The organism is Sphaerisporangium rufum, assembly GCF_016863395.1.
GTDB classification, from domain to species: Bacteria; Actinomycetota; Actinomycetes; order Streptosporangiales; family Streptosporangiaceae; genus Sphaerisporangium; species Sphaerisporangium rufum.
Genome location: NZ_BOOU01000021.1, coordinates 1 through 15,948, shown reverse-complemented (window position 1 = coordinate 15,948; position 15,948 = coordinate 1). Strand labels below are relative to the sequence as shown.

At 72.3% G+C, this 15,948-nt stretch carries 13 protein-coding genes, 3 tRNA genes and 1 pseudogene; 7 read left to right on the top strand and 10 right to left on the bottom strand.

Features of this window, described 5'->3' with window-relative positions; all coding sequences use genetic code 11:
- The first annotated feature begins 39 nt into the window (after positions 1-39).
- Together Sru01_RS07415 and Sru01_RS07410 are read left to right on the top strand one after the other, a co-directional pair.
- Positions 40-756, top strand: a complete 717-nt coding sequence (locus tag Sru01_RS07415; protein WP_203983134.1) for an IclR family transcriptional regulator — start codon at positions 40-42, stop codon at positions 754-756.
- 71 nt (positions 757-827) lie between these two features.
- Complete coding sequence (locus Sru01_RS07410) at positions 828-2,573, top strand: hypothetical protein (protein ID WP_203983133.1); 1,746 nt, start codon at positions 828-830, stop codon at positions 2,571-2,573.
- A gap of 116 nt (positions 2,574-2,689) precedes the next feature.
- Here Sru01_RS07410 and Sru01_RS07405 read toward each other — a convergent pair.
- The 3 genes from Sru01_RS07405 to Sru01_RS07395 all read right to left on the bottom strand — a co-directional run bounded on the left by Sru01_RS07405 (position 2,690) and on the right by Sru01_RS07395 (position 3,150).
- Positions 2,690-2,765: transfer RNA gene (locus Sru01_RS07405), tRNA-Glu, on the bottom strand.
- Positions 2,766-2,799: 34 nt separating this feature from the next.
- A tRNA-Glu gene (locus tag Sru01_RS07400) sits at positions 2,800-2,875 on the bottom strand.
- A 203-nt stretch (positions 2,876-3,078) separates the two neighbouring features.
- A tRNA-Gln gene (locus Sru01_RS07395) sits at positions 3,079-3,150 on the bottom strand.
- 243 nt (positions 3,151-3,393) lie between these two features.
- Between Sru01_RS07395 and Sru01_RS07390 the strand changes: the two genes are divergently transcribed.
- Entirely contained in the window at positions 3,394-5,388 is a 1,995-nt protein-coding gene (locus tag Sru01_RS07390; RefSeq protein ID WP_203983132.1) for a M3 family metallopeptidase, read from the top strand.
- Positions 5,389-5,470: 82 nt separating this feature from the next.
- Here Sru01_RS07390 and gltX read toward each other — a convergent pair whose 3' ends face one another.
- Both gltX and Sru01_RS07380 read right to left on the bottom strand, forming a co-directional pair.
- The gene (gene gltX / locus Sru01_RS07385; protein WP_203983168.1) at positions 5,471-6,847 is read right to left on the bottom strand and encodes a glutamate--tRNA ligase; all 1,377 of its coding nucleotides are present in this window, start codon (positions 6,845-6,847) and stop codon (positions 5,471-5,473) included.
- Between the two features lie 31 nt (positions 6,848-6,878).
- On the bottom strand, positions 6,879-7,655 hold the full coding sequence (locus Sru01_RS07380; protein WP_203983131.1) for a fumarylacetoacetate hydrolase family protein: 777 nt from the start codon (positions 7,653-7,655) through the stop codon (positions 6,879-6,881).
- A 135-nt stretch (positions 7,656-7,790) separates the two neighbouring features.
- On the opposite strand from Sru01_RS07380, the gene Sru01_RS07375 reads away from it, so the two are divergent.
- Together Sru01_RS07375 and Sru01_RS07370 are read left to right on the top strand one after the other, a co-directional pair.
- Positions 7,791-8,207 (top strand): antibiotic biosynthesis monooxygenase family protein, encoded by a 417-nt coding sequence (locus tag Sru01_RS07375; protein WP_203983130.1) that lies wholly within the window; start codon positions 7,791-7,793, stop codon positions 8,205-8,207.
- Between the two features lie 151 nt (positions 8,208-8,358).
- On the top strand, positions 8,359-10,053 hold the full coding sequence (locus tag Sru01_RS07370) for a heparinase II/III domain-containing protein (RefSeq protein ID WP_203983129.1): 1,695 nt from the start codon (positions 8,359-8,361) through the stop codon (positions 10,051-10,053).
- Positions 10,054-10,227: 174 nt separating this feature from the next.
- Here the strand turns inward: Sru01_RS07370 and Sru01_RS07365 are convergent, their stop codons facing one another.
- The 3 genes from Sru01_RS07365 to Sru01_RS07355 form a co-directional block, all read right to left on the bottom strand.
- Positions 10,228-10,989, bottom strand: coding sequence for a hypothetical protein (locus Sru01_RS07365; protein WP_203983128.1), 762 nt, complete (start codon positions 10,987-10,989; stop codon positions 10,228-10,230).
- Positions 10,986-11,252 carry a hypothetical protein gene (locus tag Sru01_RS07360; protein WP_203983127.1) on the bottom strand — a complete coding sequence of 89 codons (267 nt, stop codon included), beginning with the start codon at positions 11,250-11,252 and terminating at the stop codon, positions 10,986-10,988. Before Sru01_RS07360 ends, Sru01_RS07365 begins: the two co-directional genes overlap by 4 nt.
- Positions 11,253-11,396: 144 nt before the next feature.
- The gene (locus tag Sru01_RS07355; protein ID WP_203983126.1) at positions 11,397-12,095 is read right to left on the bottom strand and encodes a winged helix-turn-helix transcriptional regulator; all 699 of its coding nucleotides are present in this window, start codon (positions 12,093-12,095) and stop codon (positions 11,397-11,399) included.
- Positions 12,096-12,223: 128 nt separating this feature from the next.
- On the opposite strand from Sru01_RS07355, the gene Sru01_RS07350 reads away from it, so the two are divergent.
- Positions 12,224-13,048: a class I SAM-dependent methyltransferase gene (locus tag Sru01_RS07350; RefSeq protein ID WP_203983125.1), complete on the top strand. Its 825-nt coding sequence runs from the start codon at positions 12,224-12,226 to the stop codon at positions 13,046-13,048.
- Between the two features lie 109 nt (positions 13,049-13,157).
- Here Sru01_RS07350 and cimA read toward each other — a convergent pair whose 3' ends face one another.
- Positions 13,158-14,756, bottom strand: coding sequence for a citramalate synthase (gene cimA / locus Sru01_RS07345; RefSeq protein ID WP_203983124.1), 1,599 nt, complete (start codon positions 14,754-14,756; stop codon positions 13,158-13,160).
- Positions 14,757-15,065: 309 nt separating this feature from the next.
- Between cimA and Sru01_RS07340 the strand changes: the two genes are divergently transcribed.
- Positions 15,066-15,716: an O-methyltransferase gene (locus Sru01_RS07340; protein ID WP_239137072.1), complete on the top strand. Its 651-nt coding sequence runs from the start codon at positions 15,066-15,068 to the stop codon at positions 15,714-15,716.
- Positions 15,717-15,773: 57 nt separating this feature from the next.
- Here Sru01_RS07340 and Sru01_RS35380 read toward each other — a convergent pair.
- Positions 15,774-15,948 (bottom strand): annotated as a pseudogene (locus Sru01_RS35380) (branched chain amino acid aminotransferase); the annotation flags it as partial.

The following is a 15,948-nucleotide window of genomic DNA, read 5'->3' as shown; positions in this document are numbered from 1 at the left end:
CCAGTTGCATCTCGGATAGCGAGACGTCAGTATCGACGTATGGACAACTCTAGCGGAGTCGGCGTACTCGACAAGGCCGTCCTCGTGCTCAACGCCCTCGAGGCGGGCCCGGCCTCCCTGGCCCAGCTGGTCCAGGCCACCGGCCTGGCCCGGCCGACCGCCCACCGGCTGGCGGTCGCCCTGGAACACCACCGGATCGTCTCCCGCGACACGCAGGGACGCTTCATCCTCGGCCCGCGGCTGTCGGAGTTGTCCACCGCGGCCGGCGAGGACCGACTGCTGGCCGTGGCGTCCCCGGTGCTGGTGCACCTGCGCGACATCACCGGCGAGAGCGCGCAGCTGTACCGCCGGCAGGGCGACGAGCGGGTCTGCGTCGCCGCCGCCGAGCGGGCCAGCGGCCTGCGCGACACCGTACCGGTCGGGTCCTCGCTGCCGATGACCGCCGGCTCGGCGGCCCAGGTGCTGCTCGCCTGGGAGGAGCCCGACCGGCTGCACCGCGGCCTGCGCGGCGCCAAGTTCACCGCCGCCACCCTGGCGAGCGTGCGCCGGCGCAGCTGGGCCCACAGCGTCGGCGAGCGCGAGCAGGGCGTGGCCAGCGTCTCGGCCCCGATCCGCGGGTCCGGCGGAAAGGTCATCGCGGCGGTGTCGGTCTCCGGGCCGATCGAGCGGCTGACCCGCACCCCCGGGCGGATGCACGCCGCCCCGGTCGTGGCCGCCGCCGAGCGGATCACCGAGGCCATGCGCCGGGCCAACTGATCACCGGCCGGGCGGCGGCGAGCCGCATCAAGTGATTAGAGACGGCCGCCGCCAAGCACTAGCCTGGCGGAGTGACAGATCGCATCGAGGCGGCGGCGGCGGAGCTGCGTCCCCTCCTTCAAGAGTTCATTCTCTGGGCGCCCGGCAACGCGCCGGACGCCGATCCCGACCTGGTGGGCTCCGTCGCGCTCTGGCACCGGCTGGTCGCTCGGGACGACGCGCGCGTCTGGAAGCGCGCCGACCTGCGGCGGGTGCTGGTCGACCGCATGCCGCAGGTGGCCGAGGACCCGGAGGCCGCGGCCGACGGCATGGTGCCGGCGGTGCGCGCCTACCTCACCTTCCTGGCCGGCACCGGCCGGCTGGCCGCCGGCTCCGACTCGCTCACCGACCTGCTGGAGGAGCTCGACGCCGTCGAGGACGACTTCGTGGAGGCCATGGAGGAGGCCGCCGGCGAGCGCGAGTGGGACGAGGAGGACGACGAGGACCTCGACGAGGAGGAGGTCGAAGGGCTCGGCGACTTCGAGCCGTTCGCCGACGAGCTGGCCGAGCTGCCCACCATCCGGCTGCGGCCGGACGCCGAGCTGGCCGCGGCCGTCCGCGAGGTGCCGCTGATCCGCACCGCCGCCGCGCTGGCCCTGTGGGTCGGCGAGTCCCGCAAGGTCGGCGAGGAGACCCTCCTCGGTGACGACGAGATCCGCGAGGCGCTCGCGGTCACCGGCCTGCCCGAGCCGTCCGGCACGCCGCTGGCCCAGTCGGTGCCCGCGTTGTGGAACCTGTGGAACCTGGCCGTCGACCTGGAGTTCCTCACCCCCGACGGCGAGGACACCGTCAGCGTCGACGAGGACACCGCCGCCTGGCCGTTCGAGAACGACGACGACGTCCTTGACCTGTGGATGCTGGGGCTGCACTCGGTCGACTACGGCGATCCAGAGCTGGACGACGACGACCTCACCCTGGCCCTGTCCGGCCTCACCCGCGCGCTGCTGATCCGGTTGCTGGTCGCCGGCGGCGAGCGCTCGCTGCCCGAGCTGCGCGCCGAGCTGGCCGAGGCCGCCGCCGAGTACGACGACCTGGGCCCGTCCGCCTGGGCCGAGCTGGACGACCCGCTCGCCTCCTGCGTGAGCTGGCTGGCCGGCTACGGCATGGTCACCGTCGAGGGCGAGGCGATCCGCCTCACCGCGCTCGGCACCGAGGGCGTCGTGCACCTGCTGGACGACGACGACGTCGAGGTGGACGCCCGGCCGGCCATCGAGGCGATGACCGCCCTGGACCTGCTGTCGCTCAGCGCCGACCTGCCCGAGGAGGAGGCCGACGCGGAGTTCGCCGCCTGGATGCAGCGCCGCGAGCCGGCCACCGCCGCCGAGGAGCTGCTGGCGGCCGCCGCGGAGGACGAGGCCGACGCGCTCATCCGCGTCCAGGCCGCCAGCCTGGTCGGCACGCTGGGCCCGGTCGCCGTCCCGGCCTGGCGGCGGGCGCTGGAGGAACCCTCGCTGCGCCCGTACGCCGCCACCCACCTGGCCCAGCTCGGCGTCGAGGACGCCCCGGAGCCCAGCCAGGCCGACACGCACTGGCTCATCCTCGACATGTGGACCATCTCCGCGGGGCTCGGCACGCCGGAGTTCGTCAGCAGCCTGCACGACATAGGGCCCACCCCGGTGCTCACCAACCTGCTGGAGGTGATCTGGAAGGTGCCGCATCCGAACGTGGCGGACCTGCTGGAGCTGATCACCGAGTCGCACCCCGACCGCCAGGTGGCCAAGGCCGCCAAGCGCGCGCTGTTCAAGGCCCGCTCCGCGGGCGCCCCGGCCGCCCGCTGACCCCGGTGCCGGGCCGCCCCACCGGCGGCCCGGCACCGGGAACGCGACACGGCGGCCGCGGGCCGGCGAACGCGAAAACCCCCGGAAGCACGCTTCCGGGGGTTTTCATCGACCTGTGGTAGCCCCGACCGGATTCGAACCGGCGCTACCGCCTTGAGAGGGCGGCGTCCTAGGCCACTAGACGACGGAGCCAGGTGGATGATCACGGTGCCGTACCAGGCGACCGTGGTAGTCCCGACCGGATTCGAACCGGCGTTACCGCCTTGAGAGGGCGGCGTCCTAGGCCACTAGACGACGGGACCGAGCTGCTGCCTGGCCCGGGTTCCGGGCCGGCGGGCCGCCCCGGGGGGCGTCTCGGCAACGGGCGTAACTCTACCGCACCCCCAGAGTGCGGCAAAACCAGATCGCCCGCGCCCTGCGGCCGACCCGGGCACCCGCGCCGGCCGGATGAACGCGAAAAACGCCTATGCCCTCGTCGGACATAGGCGCACGCGCAGGAACCCTGCTGGGGTACCAGGACTCGAACCTAGACTAGCTGAACCAGAATCAGCCGGGCTGCCAATTACCCCATACCCCATTGCTCGCGACCCCTGCCTGCGGGCTCGCTTGCGACCTCCGAAAGAATAGCCCAGCTTGGCGGCCAAGACCAAAACGATTGGCCGGACGCCCGATCCGGCCTGGTGGCGGCCGGTGCGCGCGCCGGACCGGCCGGCCCCCCGCGCCGCCCGGCGGCGGCCTGGCGGCCGCCCGGGGCGTGCTCATGGCGGCGCGCTGTGTAACGCTGCTGACGAGAACCTTCGCCACGTGAGGAGCCCGAGCGTTGACCGAGAACCCCTTCTTCGCCCCGAGCCCCCTGCCCTACCGGCTGCCACCGTTCGCCGACATCCGGGAGGAGCACTACCTGCCGGCCTTCGAGCGGGGCATGGCCGAGCAGCTCGCCGAGGTCGAGGCCATCGCCGGCGCCCCCGAGCCGGCCACGTTCGACAACACCGTGGTGGCCCTCGAGCGTTCCGGAGAGCTGCTGGACCGGGTCAGCACGGTCTTCTTCAACCAGGCGTCCTCGCACACCAACCCCGAGGTGCAGCGGATCCAGCAGGAGGTCACCCCGCGGCTGGCCCAGCACCACGACGCGATCCACCTGAACGGGCGGCTGTTCGCCCGGATCCGGGCGGTGCCCGCCGGCGGGTTGTCCGCCGAGCAGCGGTGGCTGCTGGAGCGGTACGTCACCGACTTCGTCCGGGCCGGCGCCGAGCTGGCGCCGCGGGACCAGGAGCGGCTGAAGGCCGTCAACGAGGAACTGTCCACGCTCGCCACCCGCTTCGAGCAGAACCTGCTCGCGCACACCAACGCGTCGGCCGTCGTGGTCGACGACGAGGCGCGGCTGGCCGGCCTGTCGGAGGACGCGATCCGGGCCGCCGCCGAGACCGCCCGCGCCCGCGGGCTGCCCGGCGGTCACGTCCTGTCGCTGGTGCTGCCCACCGGGCAGCCGGTGCTGGCCGAGCTGGCCGACCGGGACCTGCGCGAGCAGGTGCACCGGGCGTCGATCGGGCGCGGCCTGCCGGACAACTCCGAGCTCGTGGTGCGGATGGCGCGGCTGCGTGCCGAGCGGGCCCGGCTGCTCGGCTACGCCGACCACGCCGAGTACGTCGTGGCCGACCAGACCGCGCCGGACACCCGCGCGGTCACCGAGATGCTCGGCAAGCTGGTGCCCGCGGCGGTGGCCAACGCGCACCGGGAGGCCGACGAGCTGCGCGAGGAGGCCGGGTTCGAGATCGCCGCCTGGGACTGGTCGTTCTACGCCGAGAAGGTGCGCGCGGCCCGCCACCAGGTCGACGGCCGGCAGATGCGCCCGTACTTCGAGCTGGACCGGGTGCTGCGCGACGGGGTCTTCCACGCCGCGCACGAGCTGTACGGGATCTCCTTCACCGAACGCCCCGACCTGACCGGCCACCACCCCGACGCGCGGGTCTTCGAGGTGTTCGACGAGGACGGCTCGCCGCTCGGGTTGTTCCTCGGCGACTTCTACGCCCGCGAGTCCAAGCGTGGCGGCGCCTGGATGAACAGCCTGGTGCGGCAGTCCGCGCTGGAGGGCACCCGGCCGGTCGTGGTCAACAACCTCAACATCGCCAAGCCGCCGGCCGGGCAGCCCACGTTGATGACCTTCGAGGAGGTCGTCACCATGTTCCACGAGTTCGGGCACGCGCTGCACGGCCTGTTCTCCGACGTCGGCTACCCGCGCTTCTCCGGCACCGCGGTGCCGCGCGACTTCGTGGAGTACCCCTCCCAGGTCAACGAGATGTGGGCGGTCTGGCCGTCGGTGCTGGCGAACTACGCCCGCCACCACCAGACCGGCGAGCCGATGCCCGGCGACCTGCTGGAGCGGATGCTGGAGGCGCGGAAGTTCAACCAGGGACACGCCACCGTGGAGTACCTGGCCGCCACCCTGCTCGACTGGGCCTGGCACACCTTCGAGCAGGACCCGCAGGACGCCGAGGAGTTCGAGCGGCGGGCGCTGCGCGCGGCGAACGTGGACCTGCCACTGGTGCCCCCGCGCTACCGCAGCACCTACTTCGCGCACATCTGGGCGGGCGGCTACAGCGCGGGCTACTACTCCTACATCTGGAGCGAAGTGCTGGACGCCGACACCGTGGAGTGGTTCAAGGAGAACGGCGGCCTGACCCGGGAGAACGGGGACATCTTCCGCCGCGCCCTGCTGTCGCGGGGCGGCTCGCTGCCGCCGATGGAGGCCTTCCGGGCGTTCCGCGGCCGCGACCCGCGCATCGAGCCGCTGCTGGAGCGCCGCGGCCTGCTCTGATCACCGGCGCGACCCGGCCGGGCCGGGGCGCGCCGGGCGGACGCGTCCGGTCGGCCCGTGAGTTCCGGGCGGACGCGTCCGGTCAGCCGGTGGGTGCGGGCGCGGCCGCCAGCCGGCCGAGGGCGGCGCGCAGCCGGTCGACGGCCCGCTCGCGGCCGAGCGCCTCGATCGACTCGAACAGCGGCAGCCCGACGGTACGGCCGGTGATCGCGACCCGGACCGGGGCCTGCGCCTTGCCGAGCTTCAGGCCGTGCTCGGCGCCGACCTCCGTGAGGGCCTCCTTCAGCGACTCCGGATCGAAGGAGACGGTCTCCAGCCGGGCCAGGTAACCGGCCAGGATGGCCTCGGCGCCCGGTTTCATCGCCTTGTCCCAGCTCGGCTGGTCGAAGACCGGCTCGTCGAGGAACAGGAAGTCGACGTTGGCCCGGATCTCCGACAGCACCGCGATGCGCGTCTGGGCCAGCGGCGCCACCCTGGCGAAGATCTCCCGGCTCCAGTCCGGCTCCAGCCACGGCTCGCACCGGGCGGCGAACACCTCCGCCGGCAGCGCCCGGATGTACTCGCCGTTGAACGCCCGCAGCTTCTTCTCGTCGAAGAACGCCGGCGAGGGGTTCACGTCGGCGAGCCGGAACAGCGGCATCATCTCCGACCACGGCATGATCTCGCGGTCGTCACCCGGCCCCCAGCCGAGCAGCATCAGGTAGTTGACCATCGCCTCGGGCAGGTAGCCCTCGTCCCGGTAGGACTCCAGCGCCACCTTGTCCCGGCGCTTGGAGAGCTTCTGCCGCTTCTCGTTGACGATGACCGGGATGTGCGCCCAGACCGGCGGCGCGACGCCCAGCGCCTCCCACAGCAGCTGCTGCTTGGGGGTGTTGGACAGGTGCTCCTCGGCGCGCACCACGTGGGTGATGCGCATCTCGATGTCGTCGACCACGTTGGCCAGCACGAACAGCGGGGAGCCGTCGCCGCGGGCGACGACGAAGTCCTCGATGGCGTCGTTGGGGAACTCCACCCGGCCGCGCACCAGGTCGTCCACCACGGTCACGCCCTGGTCGGGGGTGCGGTAGCGGACCGCGCCCTCGGTCAGGCCGCGCTCGCGGCAGTGGCCGTCGTACCCCTGGTGCTGGGAGCCGGTGCGCGCCTTGACGTCGTCCCGGGTGCAGGTGCAGTGGTAGGCGCGGCCGGCGGCCAGCAGCCTGGTGACGGCGGCACGGTGCTGCTCCTCGTACGCCGACTGGAAGTAGGGCCCCTCGAAGACCGGGGAGTCGCCGTTGACGCCGATCCAGGCCAGGGCGGAGATGATGCCCTCGGTCCACTCCGGCCGGTTGCGCGCTGCGTCGGTGTCCTCGATGCGCAGCACGAACCGGCCGCCGGCCTGCTCGGCCAGCGCCCAGTTGAACAGGGCGGAGCGGGCGCCGCCGACGTGGAACATGCCGGTGGGCGAGGGCGCGAACCGCACCCGCAGCGCCGGTCCGGCCGAGCCGTTTCGATCAGTCACGGGGAACCACCCGGTTGGTCAGAGTGCCGATGCCTTCGATGCCGACGCTGACCTCGTCGCCGTCGGCGAGCGGGCCGACCCCCTCCGGCGTGCCGGTGAGGATGACGTCGCCGGGGATGAGGGTCATCACGTCGGTGATGTGCGCGATGAGCTGGGGAATGCCGTGCACGAGCTGGGAGGTGCGCGCGGTCTGCCGCAGCTCGCCGTTGACGGTGGTGGTGATCGCCAGGTCCGCCGGGTCGAGCTCGGTCTGGATCCACGGGCCGAGCGGGCAGAAGGTGTCGAAGCCCTTGGCCCGGGTCCACTGCCCGTCGGCCTGCTGCAGGTCGCGCGCGGTGACGTCGTTCGCGCAGGTGTAGCCGAAGATCACCTCGTGCGCCCGCTCGGCCGGGACCTCCCGGCACAGCCGCCCGATCACGACGGCCAGCTCGCCCTCATAGTCGACCCGCTCGGTGAGCTTGTGCGGGTAGGCGATGGCCTCACCGGGGCCGATCACCGAGGTGGACGGCTTGAGGAAGATCAGCGGCTGCTCGGGGACCTCGTTGCCCAGCTCCGCGGCGTGCGCGGCGTAATTGCGCCCGACCGCGACGACCTTGCTGGGCAGCATGGGCGTCACCAGGCGCACCTCGGCCAGCGGGTAGCGCTCGCCGGTGAACTGCACCGCGCCGAACGGGTGCCCGGCGATCCGGGAGACGAACTCCTCGCCCTGCGCGCCCTCGACCACGCCGAACGCGACGCCTTCACCTGTGGAGAACCTTGCGATACGCACCCCCCAAGGCTAGTGCCGCCCGGAAACCGGCCACGCCAACCGGCGGGGCGCCGCCCGCCGGCCCGGGGTCCGGCCGCCATAGGGTGTCTGGTACCCGGGCCGGCGGCCCGCCCGCAGACGCTGACGAGGAGCGACATGTCCGTTGTGAAGATCAACGTGCTGACCGTCCCGGCCGGGATGCGCGAGGAGATGGAGCGCCGGTTCGCCGGCCGGGCGGGCATGGTGGAGTCGGCGGACGGCTTCGAGTGGTTCGAGCTGCTGCGGCCGGTGGACGGCACCGACCGCTACCTGGTCTACACGCGCTGGCGCTCGGAGGAGGACTTCCTGGCCTGGCAGCGCAGCGCGGCCTTCCAGGCCGGGCACGCCCGGGCGGCCGCCGACGCCGCCCAGGGGCACGGGCACGCCGAGGCGCCGGCTCAGGGACCTCAGGGACCTCAGGGACACGGCCATGGCGCCGCCCAGGGGCACGGGCATGGGCAGGGCGGTCCGGCGGCCACCGGCGCGGAGCTGTGGAGCTTCGAGGTCGTGCAGCACACCGGCCACCGCGACTGAGTCCCGCCCGCGTGGAGGTTCGCTGGGGGGATCTTGGGAGATCGGCATCTGGTTGCTAACGATCTACCGGATGCGGCTTGGCCGGCTTGACCATTTTGATGGGATTTGCTGAGTATGATCCGCCCCCCGCTCCCCTGGTGAAGGAACCGCCGTGCGCCGCCGCACCCGTGCCCTCGGACTTCTCGCCTCCGCGCTGCTGATCGCGGGCGCGTTCGCCCCGGCCGCGCCGGCCACCGCCCGCAGCGCGTCCGCCGCCAAGCGCACCGCCGAGTGCCAGGGCGACTGGCTGCCGGCCACCCCCACCTCCGAGCAGGTCATGTCCGGCGAGGTGCAGTTCCTCGACCTGCCGCCGGTGAAGATCGGCAAGCGGATCGACTGGAACCGGAGCCCGTACAAGAACCGCTCCTGGGACATGGTGTTCTCCTCGCTGCGCTGGGCCGGCCGGCTGGTCGCCGACTACGAGCTGTCCGGCGAGCGGCGCTACCTGGACCGGGCCACCGAGGTGATCCGCGACTGGGTGGAGAGCAACCCGCGCGGCGGGGCGCGGACCAGCCGGTACGCCTGGGAGGAGCACCCCGTCGCGCTGCGCGCCCCGGTGCTGGTGTGCCTGAGCCGGCACGTGTCGGCCGGCTGGCTCAGCGGCGCCATGGTGGCGCACGCCCGGGTGCTCGCCGACCCCAAGCTGTACGAGAAGGGTCATAACCACGGGCTGGACCAGGACATCGCGCTGCTGCGCATCGGCTGCCGCACCGGGCACGACGAGTGGGCCGGCCTGGCCGTGCGGCGGATGACCGGCACCGTCAAGCTGGACGTCGACGCCCAGGGCGCCCTGCAGGAGCAGGCCCCCCGGTACGGCATGTACGTCCACGAGCGGCTCAAGGTCGCCATGGAGTCGATCAAGGACTGCCGCCGCGCGGTGCCCGCGGAGATCACCAGGCGGTGGAAGTCGCTGGAGTCGTACATCGCGCACGCCACCCGGCCCAGCGGGTTCATGGTGCCGATCGGCGACGGCGGCGCCGACGTCCGGCCCGGGGACCACGAGCGCCCGTCGAAGACGGTGCAGGTGTTCCGGGCCGGCTACGCCTTCGGCCGCACCGCCTGGGACGACCCGAAGTCGGCGTACTACTCGATCAGGTTCGGGCCGGGCAGGAAGCACCACGGCCACGAGGACCACCTGGGCGTGACCTACTACGCCCAGGGCCGGGACGTGCTGGTCGAGGCGGGCTTCCACTCCTACGAGCGCAACGCCTACCGCTACTGGACGGTCACCCCCGAGGCGCACAACGTGCCGGTGGTGCAGGGCCGGCCGCTGCGCCCGCGCACCGCCACCACGCTGGCCGCCTCGTCGCTCGGCGAGGACCGGCAGTCCTACCGGCTCACCGACAAGGCCTACGGCGTCACCCGCACCCGGTCGGTGCTGGTCAACCACGGCCAGGACGTGCTGGCCGTGCTGGACACCGTGCCGTCCGGCGCGAAGGCGCGCTCCTACTGGCACCTGGACCCGGCGCTGACGCCGGTGTCCACCTCCGGCGGGCGGATCGTGGTGAAGGACAAGGCGGGCTGGCAGGCCACGGTCGTGCAGCTCGCCATGCCGTCCTGCCGGCCGGTGTCCGGCCAGTCGGTGGTGCGCGGCGCGACGAACCCCTACCAGGGGTGGATCTCCCCCTCGTATATGCGCAAGGTGCCGGCCTCGGTGATCGTCTCCCCGGCCGCCGGGTCGCTGCTCACCGTGGTGGTCCCCGGCACCGGCGACCCTCAGGTGAGCTGTGCCGGCGGGAAGGTCACCGTCGGCACCTCCGACGGCCGGACCACCTTCCGCGCCACCCCCACCGGCACCCTGTCCTGACCGGCGGCAACGCCGGCTGCCCCGGGGCAATAATAAGTCCAGCTATAATAGGCGGACTTATTATTGCCACATGGGCTCGGCATAGGGCGGCGTCACCGGAGGGCCGGTCGGCACGATCATCCGCGTCCGGCAACTTGTGATGTGGCGGAGATCGGTGCGGCTGACGTCACAGGCTCACTCCGGCGAAGGCTCGGCCAGGAGGGTGGCAGCGGCGACAGGGTCCATCAGGTTGGACCAGACGACCTCGCCCCACTCCAGGTCTCGATGTGGCATGACGTCGGGATACCAGCTGTCACGATCACAGCCGGGTACGGCGTCCAGGATTGCAGCCTGTTCGGCGATGGCGAGTCTGCCGATGATGCGGATCCCGACATAGGTTTCATGACCCTCGTCCGCACGCACCAGGACGGCCAGCGTGCAACCGGACAGATCCTCGCGTTGCTCACGACCGCTCAGCAGAGCTTGGACGACCAGGCTGCGAACGCACACCTCCATCCGGACCACGAGGCGCTCGGCCTCTTCGAGCCGAAGGCGGGCCTCGTCGAGTGGACCGGGAAGGAGACCATCGGTGTAGGTGTCAGTGGTCAGCGTACGGGTGTGCGAGCCGTTGTAAGCCTTGCGCGCCTGCCGTCCACGTTCCGCGAGCACCGCGTAGAAATCATCAGGGCTGCCGTCTTCTCTCCGCCCGGCGGCGACCAGCCATGGCCCTCGGTTGTCCGGCCACACCGCTCCGCGCCAGCGTTGAATCTTGACCTTGAGCAGCACGTTATCGTCCACCGAGGCGATTCGCTCCCCAGAACCGTCCCCCGCGAACTGGGCGGACGCCTTCCGGATCAACGGATGATCGATCTCGTCCAACGGCATGCGGGCGGGCGGCAGCTTGGTGATCCCGAGATCTTCGCGCAGGCAACGGACGGTAGGACGAGTGGGGTTCACCCTTCCTCCACGCCGCCGAGCTCCGCTATCTGCTCCTTGGTCAGCCCTGAGACGAGCTCTACCCGGGCGGCATGGCTGCCGTCCAACTGTGCCATCGCCTCCTGCATGGCGGCGTGCAACTCAGCCTGCCGAATCTTCAGGTAGACACGTACAGCCTGCGCCACGAATTCCTTCTTCGTCACGTGGAGGAAGTGTGCCCCATGAGAGATCAGGCGATCGGTTTCCGCGTCCACCTTCAGCGGAGCCACATTCGAGCCGGCCATAGTCACCTCCGGTACCCAAAGGTACCAGGCCTCCGCTCCAAGCGCTGCAGCATCCGATGGTCGCGAGCCGGCGAACCGCTTTCCCGCGCCGACCCGGCTCCTTGTCCTGACCGGCCGCTCGTGCCGACGCCGCCGAACTCGCGATCAGGGGCGGGCGGGGAGGCGGTGGGCGGGGCGGGGGATGGCGGCGAACGGGGGGAGGGTGAACCAGGTGGGCAGCGCGCGGCGCAGCGGCTCGGGGCCCGCCAGCCGCACCTCGCCGGTCCGCAGGGTGTCGTCCCAGGTCAGCTCGCCGCGCCACACATCGACCAGGGCGCGCAGCCCGGCGGTCACCGTCACGTCCACCGGGTGGCCGGGATCGGCGTCGCACACGTCGGCGTCCCCGCCGGTGATGGTGAGCCACCAGTCGCGCAGGCCGGCCGGCGCGCCGGGGAAGCGGAAGTAGATCACCGTCCGCCCGGCGGGGACGGCGGCGTGGTCGACGTTGCGGTGCATGTCCCACAGCAGCAGCTTGGGGTCGAGATCCTCGTCACCGAGTTCGCCGATCCAGCGGGTGCCCCAGGCACCGAGCGCCTCGACCACCGGGCGCAGCTCGCGCCCGGCCTCGGTGAGGACGTACCGCACGTGGCCGTCCTCGGTGCGGCGCTCGACGACACCGGCCCGGGCCAGCTGGTGCAGCCGCCGGGACAGCAGCGCCGGCGACATCCGGGGCAGGCCGCGGCGCAGCTGGTTGAAGTGCTGCGAGCCGGTCACCAGCTCGCGGACGATCAGCAGCGTCCACCGCTCGTCGAGCAGTTCCATCGCCTTGGCCACCGGGCAGAACTGGTGGTACGAGGAGCCCATGCCCCCAGGTTAGGGGCGGGATCCGGCCGGCGGGAGTAACGGTACAGATCCTGTACTAGGTACCGGGGCCACCGGCTCCTAACGTCGTTCCCAGGCCGCCGGCAGGGGCGGCGGACGAGGGAGGCGGCATGACGATCAAGATCGATGGCGGGGAGCTGAAGGCCCGGCACCGGGCGATGTGGGCACTCGGCGACTACCCCGCGGTGGCCGGCGAGGTGATCCCGGAACTGGGCGCCACCCTGGTGGCGGCCTGCGGTGTCCGGCCGGGCGACAAGGTGCTGGACGTGGCGGCCGGGACGGGCAACGCCGCGATCCCGGCGGCGCTGGCGGGCGCGGACGTGGTGGCCTGCGACCTGACGCCGGAGCTGCTGGCGGCCGGCCGGGACGTGGCCGCCCGGCGCGGCGCGGCGCTCGAGTGGCGGGAGGCCGACGCCGAGGCGCTGCCGTTCGCCGACGGCGCGTTCGACGTGGTGCTGTCCTGCGTCGGGGTGATGTTCGCGCCACACCACCGGGCCGCCGCGGCCGAACTGGTGCGGGTCTGCCGCCCGGGCGGCACGATCGGCCTGCTGAGCTGGACGCCGCAGGGCTTCATCGGCCAGATGTTCGCCGCGATGCGGCCGTACGTGCCGGCGCCGCCGCCGGGCGCGCAGCCGCCGCCGCTGTGGGGCGACGAGGCGCACGTGCGCGACCTGCTCGGCGACGGGGTGGCCGATCTGGTCGCCCGCCGGGCGGCGGTCACCGTGGACCGGTTCGCCGACCCGGCCGGCTTCCGCGACTTCTTCAAGAACAACTACGGCCCGACGGTCGCCGCCTACCGGGGCCTGGCCGGCGACGCCGAGCGGGTGGCCGCGCTGGACCGGGACCTGACCGAGCTGGCCCGCCGCCACGACCGCGGCAGCGGGGCCACCGTGCTCGACTGGGAGTATCTCCTGGTCACCGCGCGCCGCCGCTGACGGCGGGCCGGGCCCGGGCTCGCCACCGGCCCGAGTCCGGCCATCCCATGCCGCCGGGGTGCCGCCGGAAGCCCGGACCGCCGGTGGCCGTCCCGGGCCGGCTCCGCGCTCAGGTGGACGGGCCGGCCACCCGGTCGGGGGTGTGGCCGGCGCGCAGCAGGCCGTAGGTGACCGCCTGCTCCAGGGCCTGCCAGGAGGCCTCGATGATGTTCTCGTCCACCCCGACGGTGGCCCACTCGCCGGTCCCGTCGCTGGAGGTGATCAGCACCCGGGTGATCGCGCCGGTGCCGTGCGAGCCCTCCAGGATGCGGACCTTGAAGTCGGTCAGCTCCACCGAGGCGAGCTCGGGGTAGAGCCGTTCCAGCCCCAGCCGGACGGCGCGGTCCAGCGCGTTCACCGGGCCGTTGCCCTCGCCGGTGGCCACGATGCGCTCACCCTTGGCGTACAGCTTGACGGTGGCCTCGCTGACCACCTGGCCGCCGGCGGGCCGCTCGACGATCACCCGCCACGACTCCACGGTGAAGTGCCGGGGCCGTTCGCCGGTGACGGTGTCACGCAGCAGCAGCTCGAAGGAGGCGTCGGCCGCCTCGAAGGTGTGCCCCTTGGCCTCCAGGTCCTTGACCCGGTCGACCAGCTCGCGGGACTGCTCGGCGGACAGGTCGTACCCGAGCTCCCGGCCCTTGAGCTCCACCGAGGCGCGGCCGGCCATGTCCGAGACGAGCATCCGCATGTCGTTGCCGACCTGGGCCGGGTCGATGTGCTGGTACAGGTCGGGGTCGACCTTGATCGCGCTGGCGTGCAGGCCGGCCTTGTGGGCGAAGGCGGAGACCCCGACGTAGGGCTGGTGGGAGTTGGGCGTGACGTTGGTGATCTCGGTGATCGCGTGCGCGATACGGGTCATCTCGGCCAGCGCCGCGTCCGGCACCAGGTCGAAGCCGCGCTTCAGCTGGAGGTTGGCGACCACGGTGAACAGGTTGGCGTTGCCGGACCGCTCGCCGTAGCCGTTGGCGCAGCCCTGCACGTGGGTGGCGCCGGCCCGCACCGCCGCCAGCGAGTTGGCCACCGCGCAGCCGGTGTCGTCGTGGCAGTGGATGCCGACCCGGGCCCCGGTGCCGGCCGCCTCGTGCACGACGTCGGCGAGCTCGTCGGGCAGCATGCCGCCGTTGGTGTCGCACAGCGCGACCACCGACGCGCCCGCCTCGGCGGCGGTGCGCAGCACCTCCAGCGCGTAGGCCGGGTTGGACTTGTAGCCGTCGAAGAAGTGCTCGGCGTCCAGGAAGACCCGCTGTCCCTCCGCCCGCAGATGGGAGACGGTGTCGCGGATCATCGCCAGGTTCTCCTGGAGCGTCGTCCGCAGGGCCAGCTCGACGTGCCGGTCGTGACTCTTGGCGACAAGGGTCACGACCGGCGCGCCGGACTCGCGCAGCGCGGCCACCAATGGGTCGTCGGCGGCCTGCACTCCGGCTCGGCGGGTCGCGCCGAACGCGGCGAGCTGCGCGTGCTTCAGGTCGAGCTCGGTCCGAGCCCGCCGGAAGAATTCGGTGTCCTTGGGGTTGGCGCCGGGCCAGCCGCCCTCGATGAAGCCGACGCCCAGCTCGTCCAGGTGCCGAGCGACGGCGAGCTTGTCGGCGACGGTGAGCGACAGGCCCTCCTGTTGCGCCCCGTCCCGCAGGGTCGTGTCGTACACATGGAATCGGTCGTCGGCCATGGTTTCTCGTCTCCTAGTGGGGTGGCGTTCGTCGCCGCGCGCCTGTCGCACCGAGGCCGCGAGCCGGGCCCCCAAACAAAAAGACCCCTCACGGACGTGAGAGGTCTGCGCGCTGGCGGTGTCCCGGTTCAGCCAGCGCGCCTGCTGATAATGAGCAGACCGTAGAACATGGTGCTCCGCAGTCTGCCACATCCGGTCACCATGTGGCACATCGATCTCATCATCCGGACCGGCGTGTCTGCTCCCGGCCGGAGACGCCCGGGCGCGTCACCGGCCCGGCGGGGCCGCCTCCGGGACAGAATGGCGCCCATGAAGGCTTTCTCGTTCCTCAACACCGATGTCGCCAACTACATCGTCGAGCACACCACCGCCCCGGACGACCTGCTGCTGCAGCTGGCCGAGGAGACCCGCACCGTCGCCGGGGACGGCGCCACCATGCAGATCTCCCGCGAGCAGGGCACCTTCCTGACGATGATCACTCAGATCAGCGGGGCCCGCAACGTGGTGGAGGTCGGCACCTTCACCGGGTACTCGGCGATCTGCCTGGCCCGCGGGCTGCCGGAGGACGGCCGGCTCACCTGCTTCGACGTCAGCGAGGAGTGGACGTCGGTCGCCCGCAAGTACTGGGAGAAGGCCGGGGTGGCCGACCGGATCGAGCTGCGGATCGGCCCGGCCGCCGAGACCCTGCGCGAGTTCCCGGTGCGCCCGCAGATCGACCTGGCGTTCGTCGACGCCGACAAGGCGGGCTATCCCGGCTACTACCAGGAGATCATGTCCCGGCTGGCGCCCGGCGGGCTGATCCTGGTGGACAACACCCTGCGGCACGGCAGCGTCGCCGACTACACCGACGGGGAGGCCGCCACGATGCGCGAGTTCAACGACCTGGTGATCAACGATCCGCGGGTGACCAGCACCCTGCTGCCGATCGCCGACGGGCTCACCCTGGTCCGCAAGCACTGAATCGCAAGCACTGAACAGCGGCCCGGCGGGGACGGCCCCGCCGGGCGCCGCGCCCGCTCAGCAGATCTTGTGCACCCAGCCGTGCGGGTCCGGGCGGGTGCCGTACTGGACGCCCACCAGCTCCTCGCGCAGCCGCATTGTGAGCTTGCCCGGACCGCCGTCGCCCACCGTCCAGCCGCCCTGCTCGCCCTTCACCGTGCCGACCGGGGTGATCACCGCGGCGGTGCCGCAG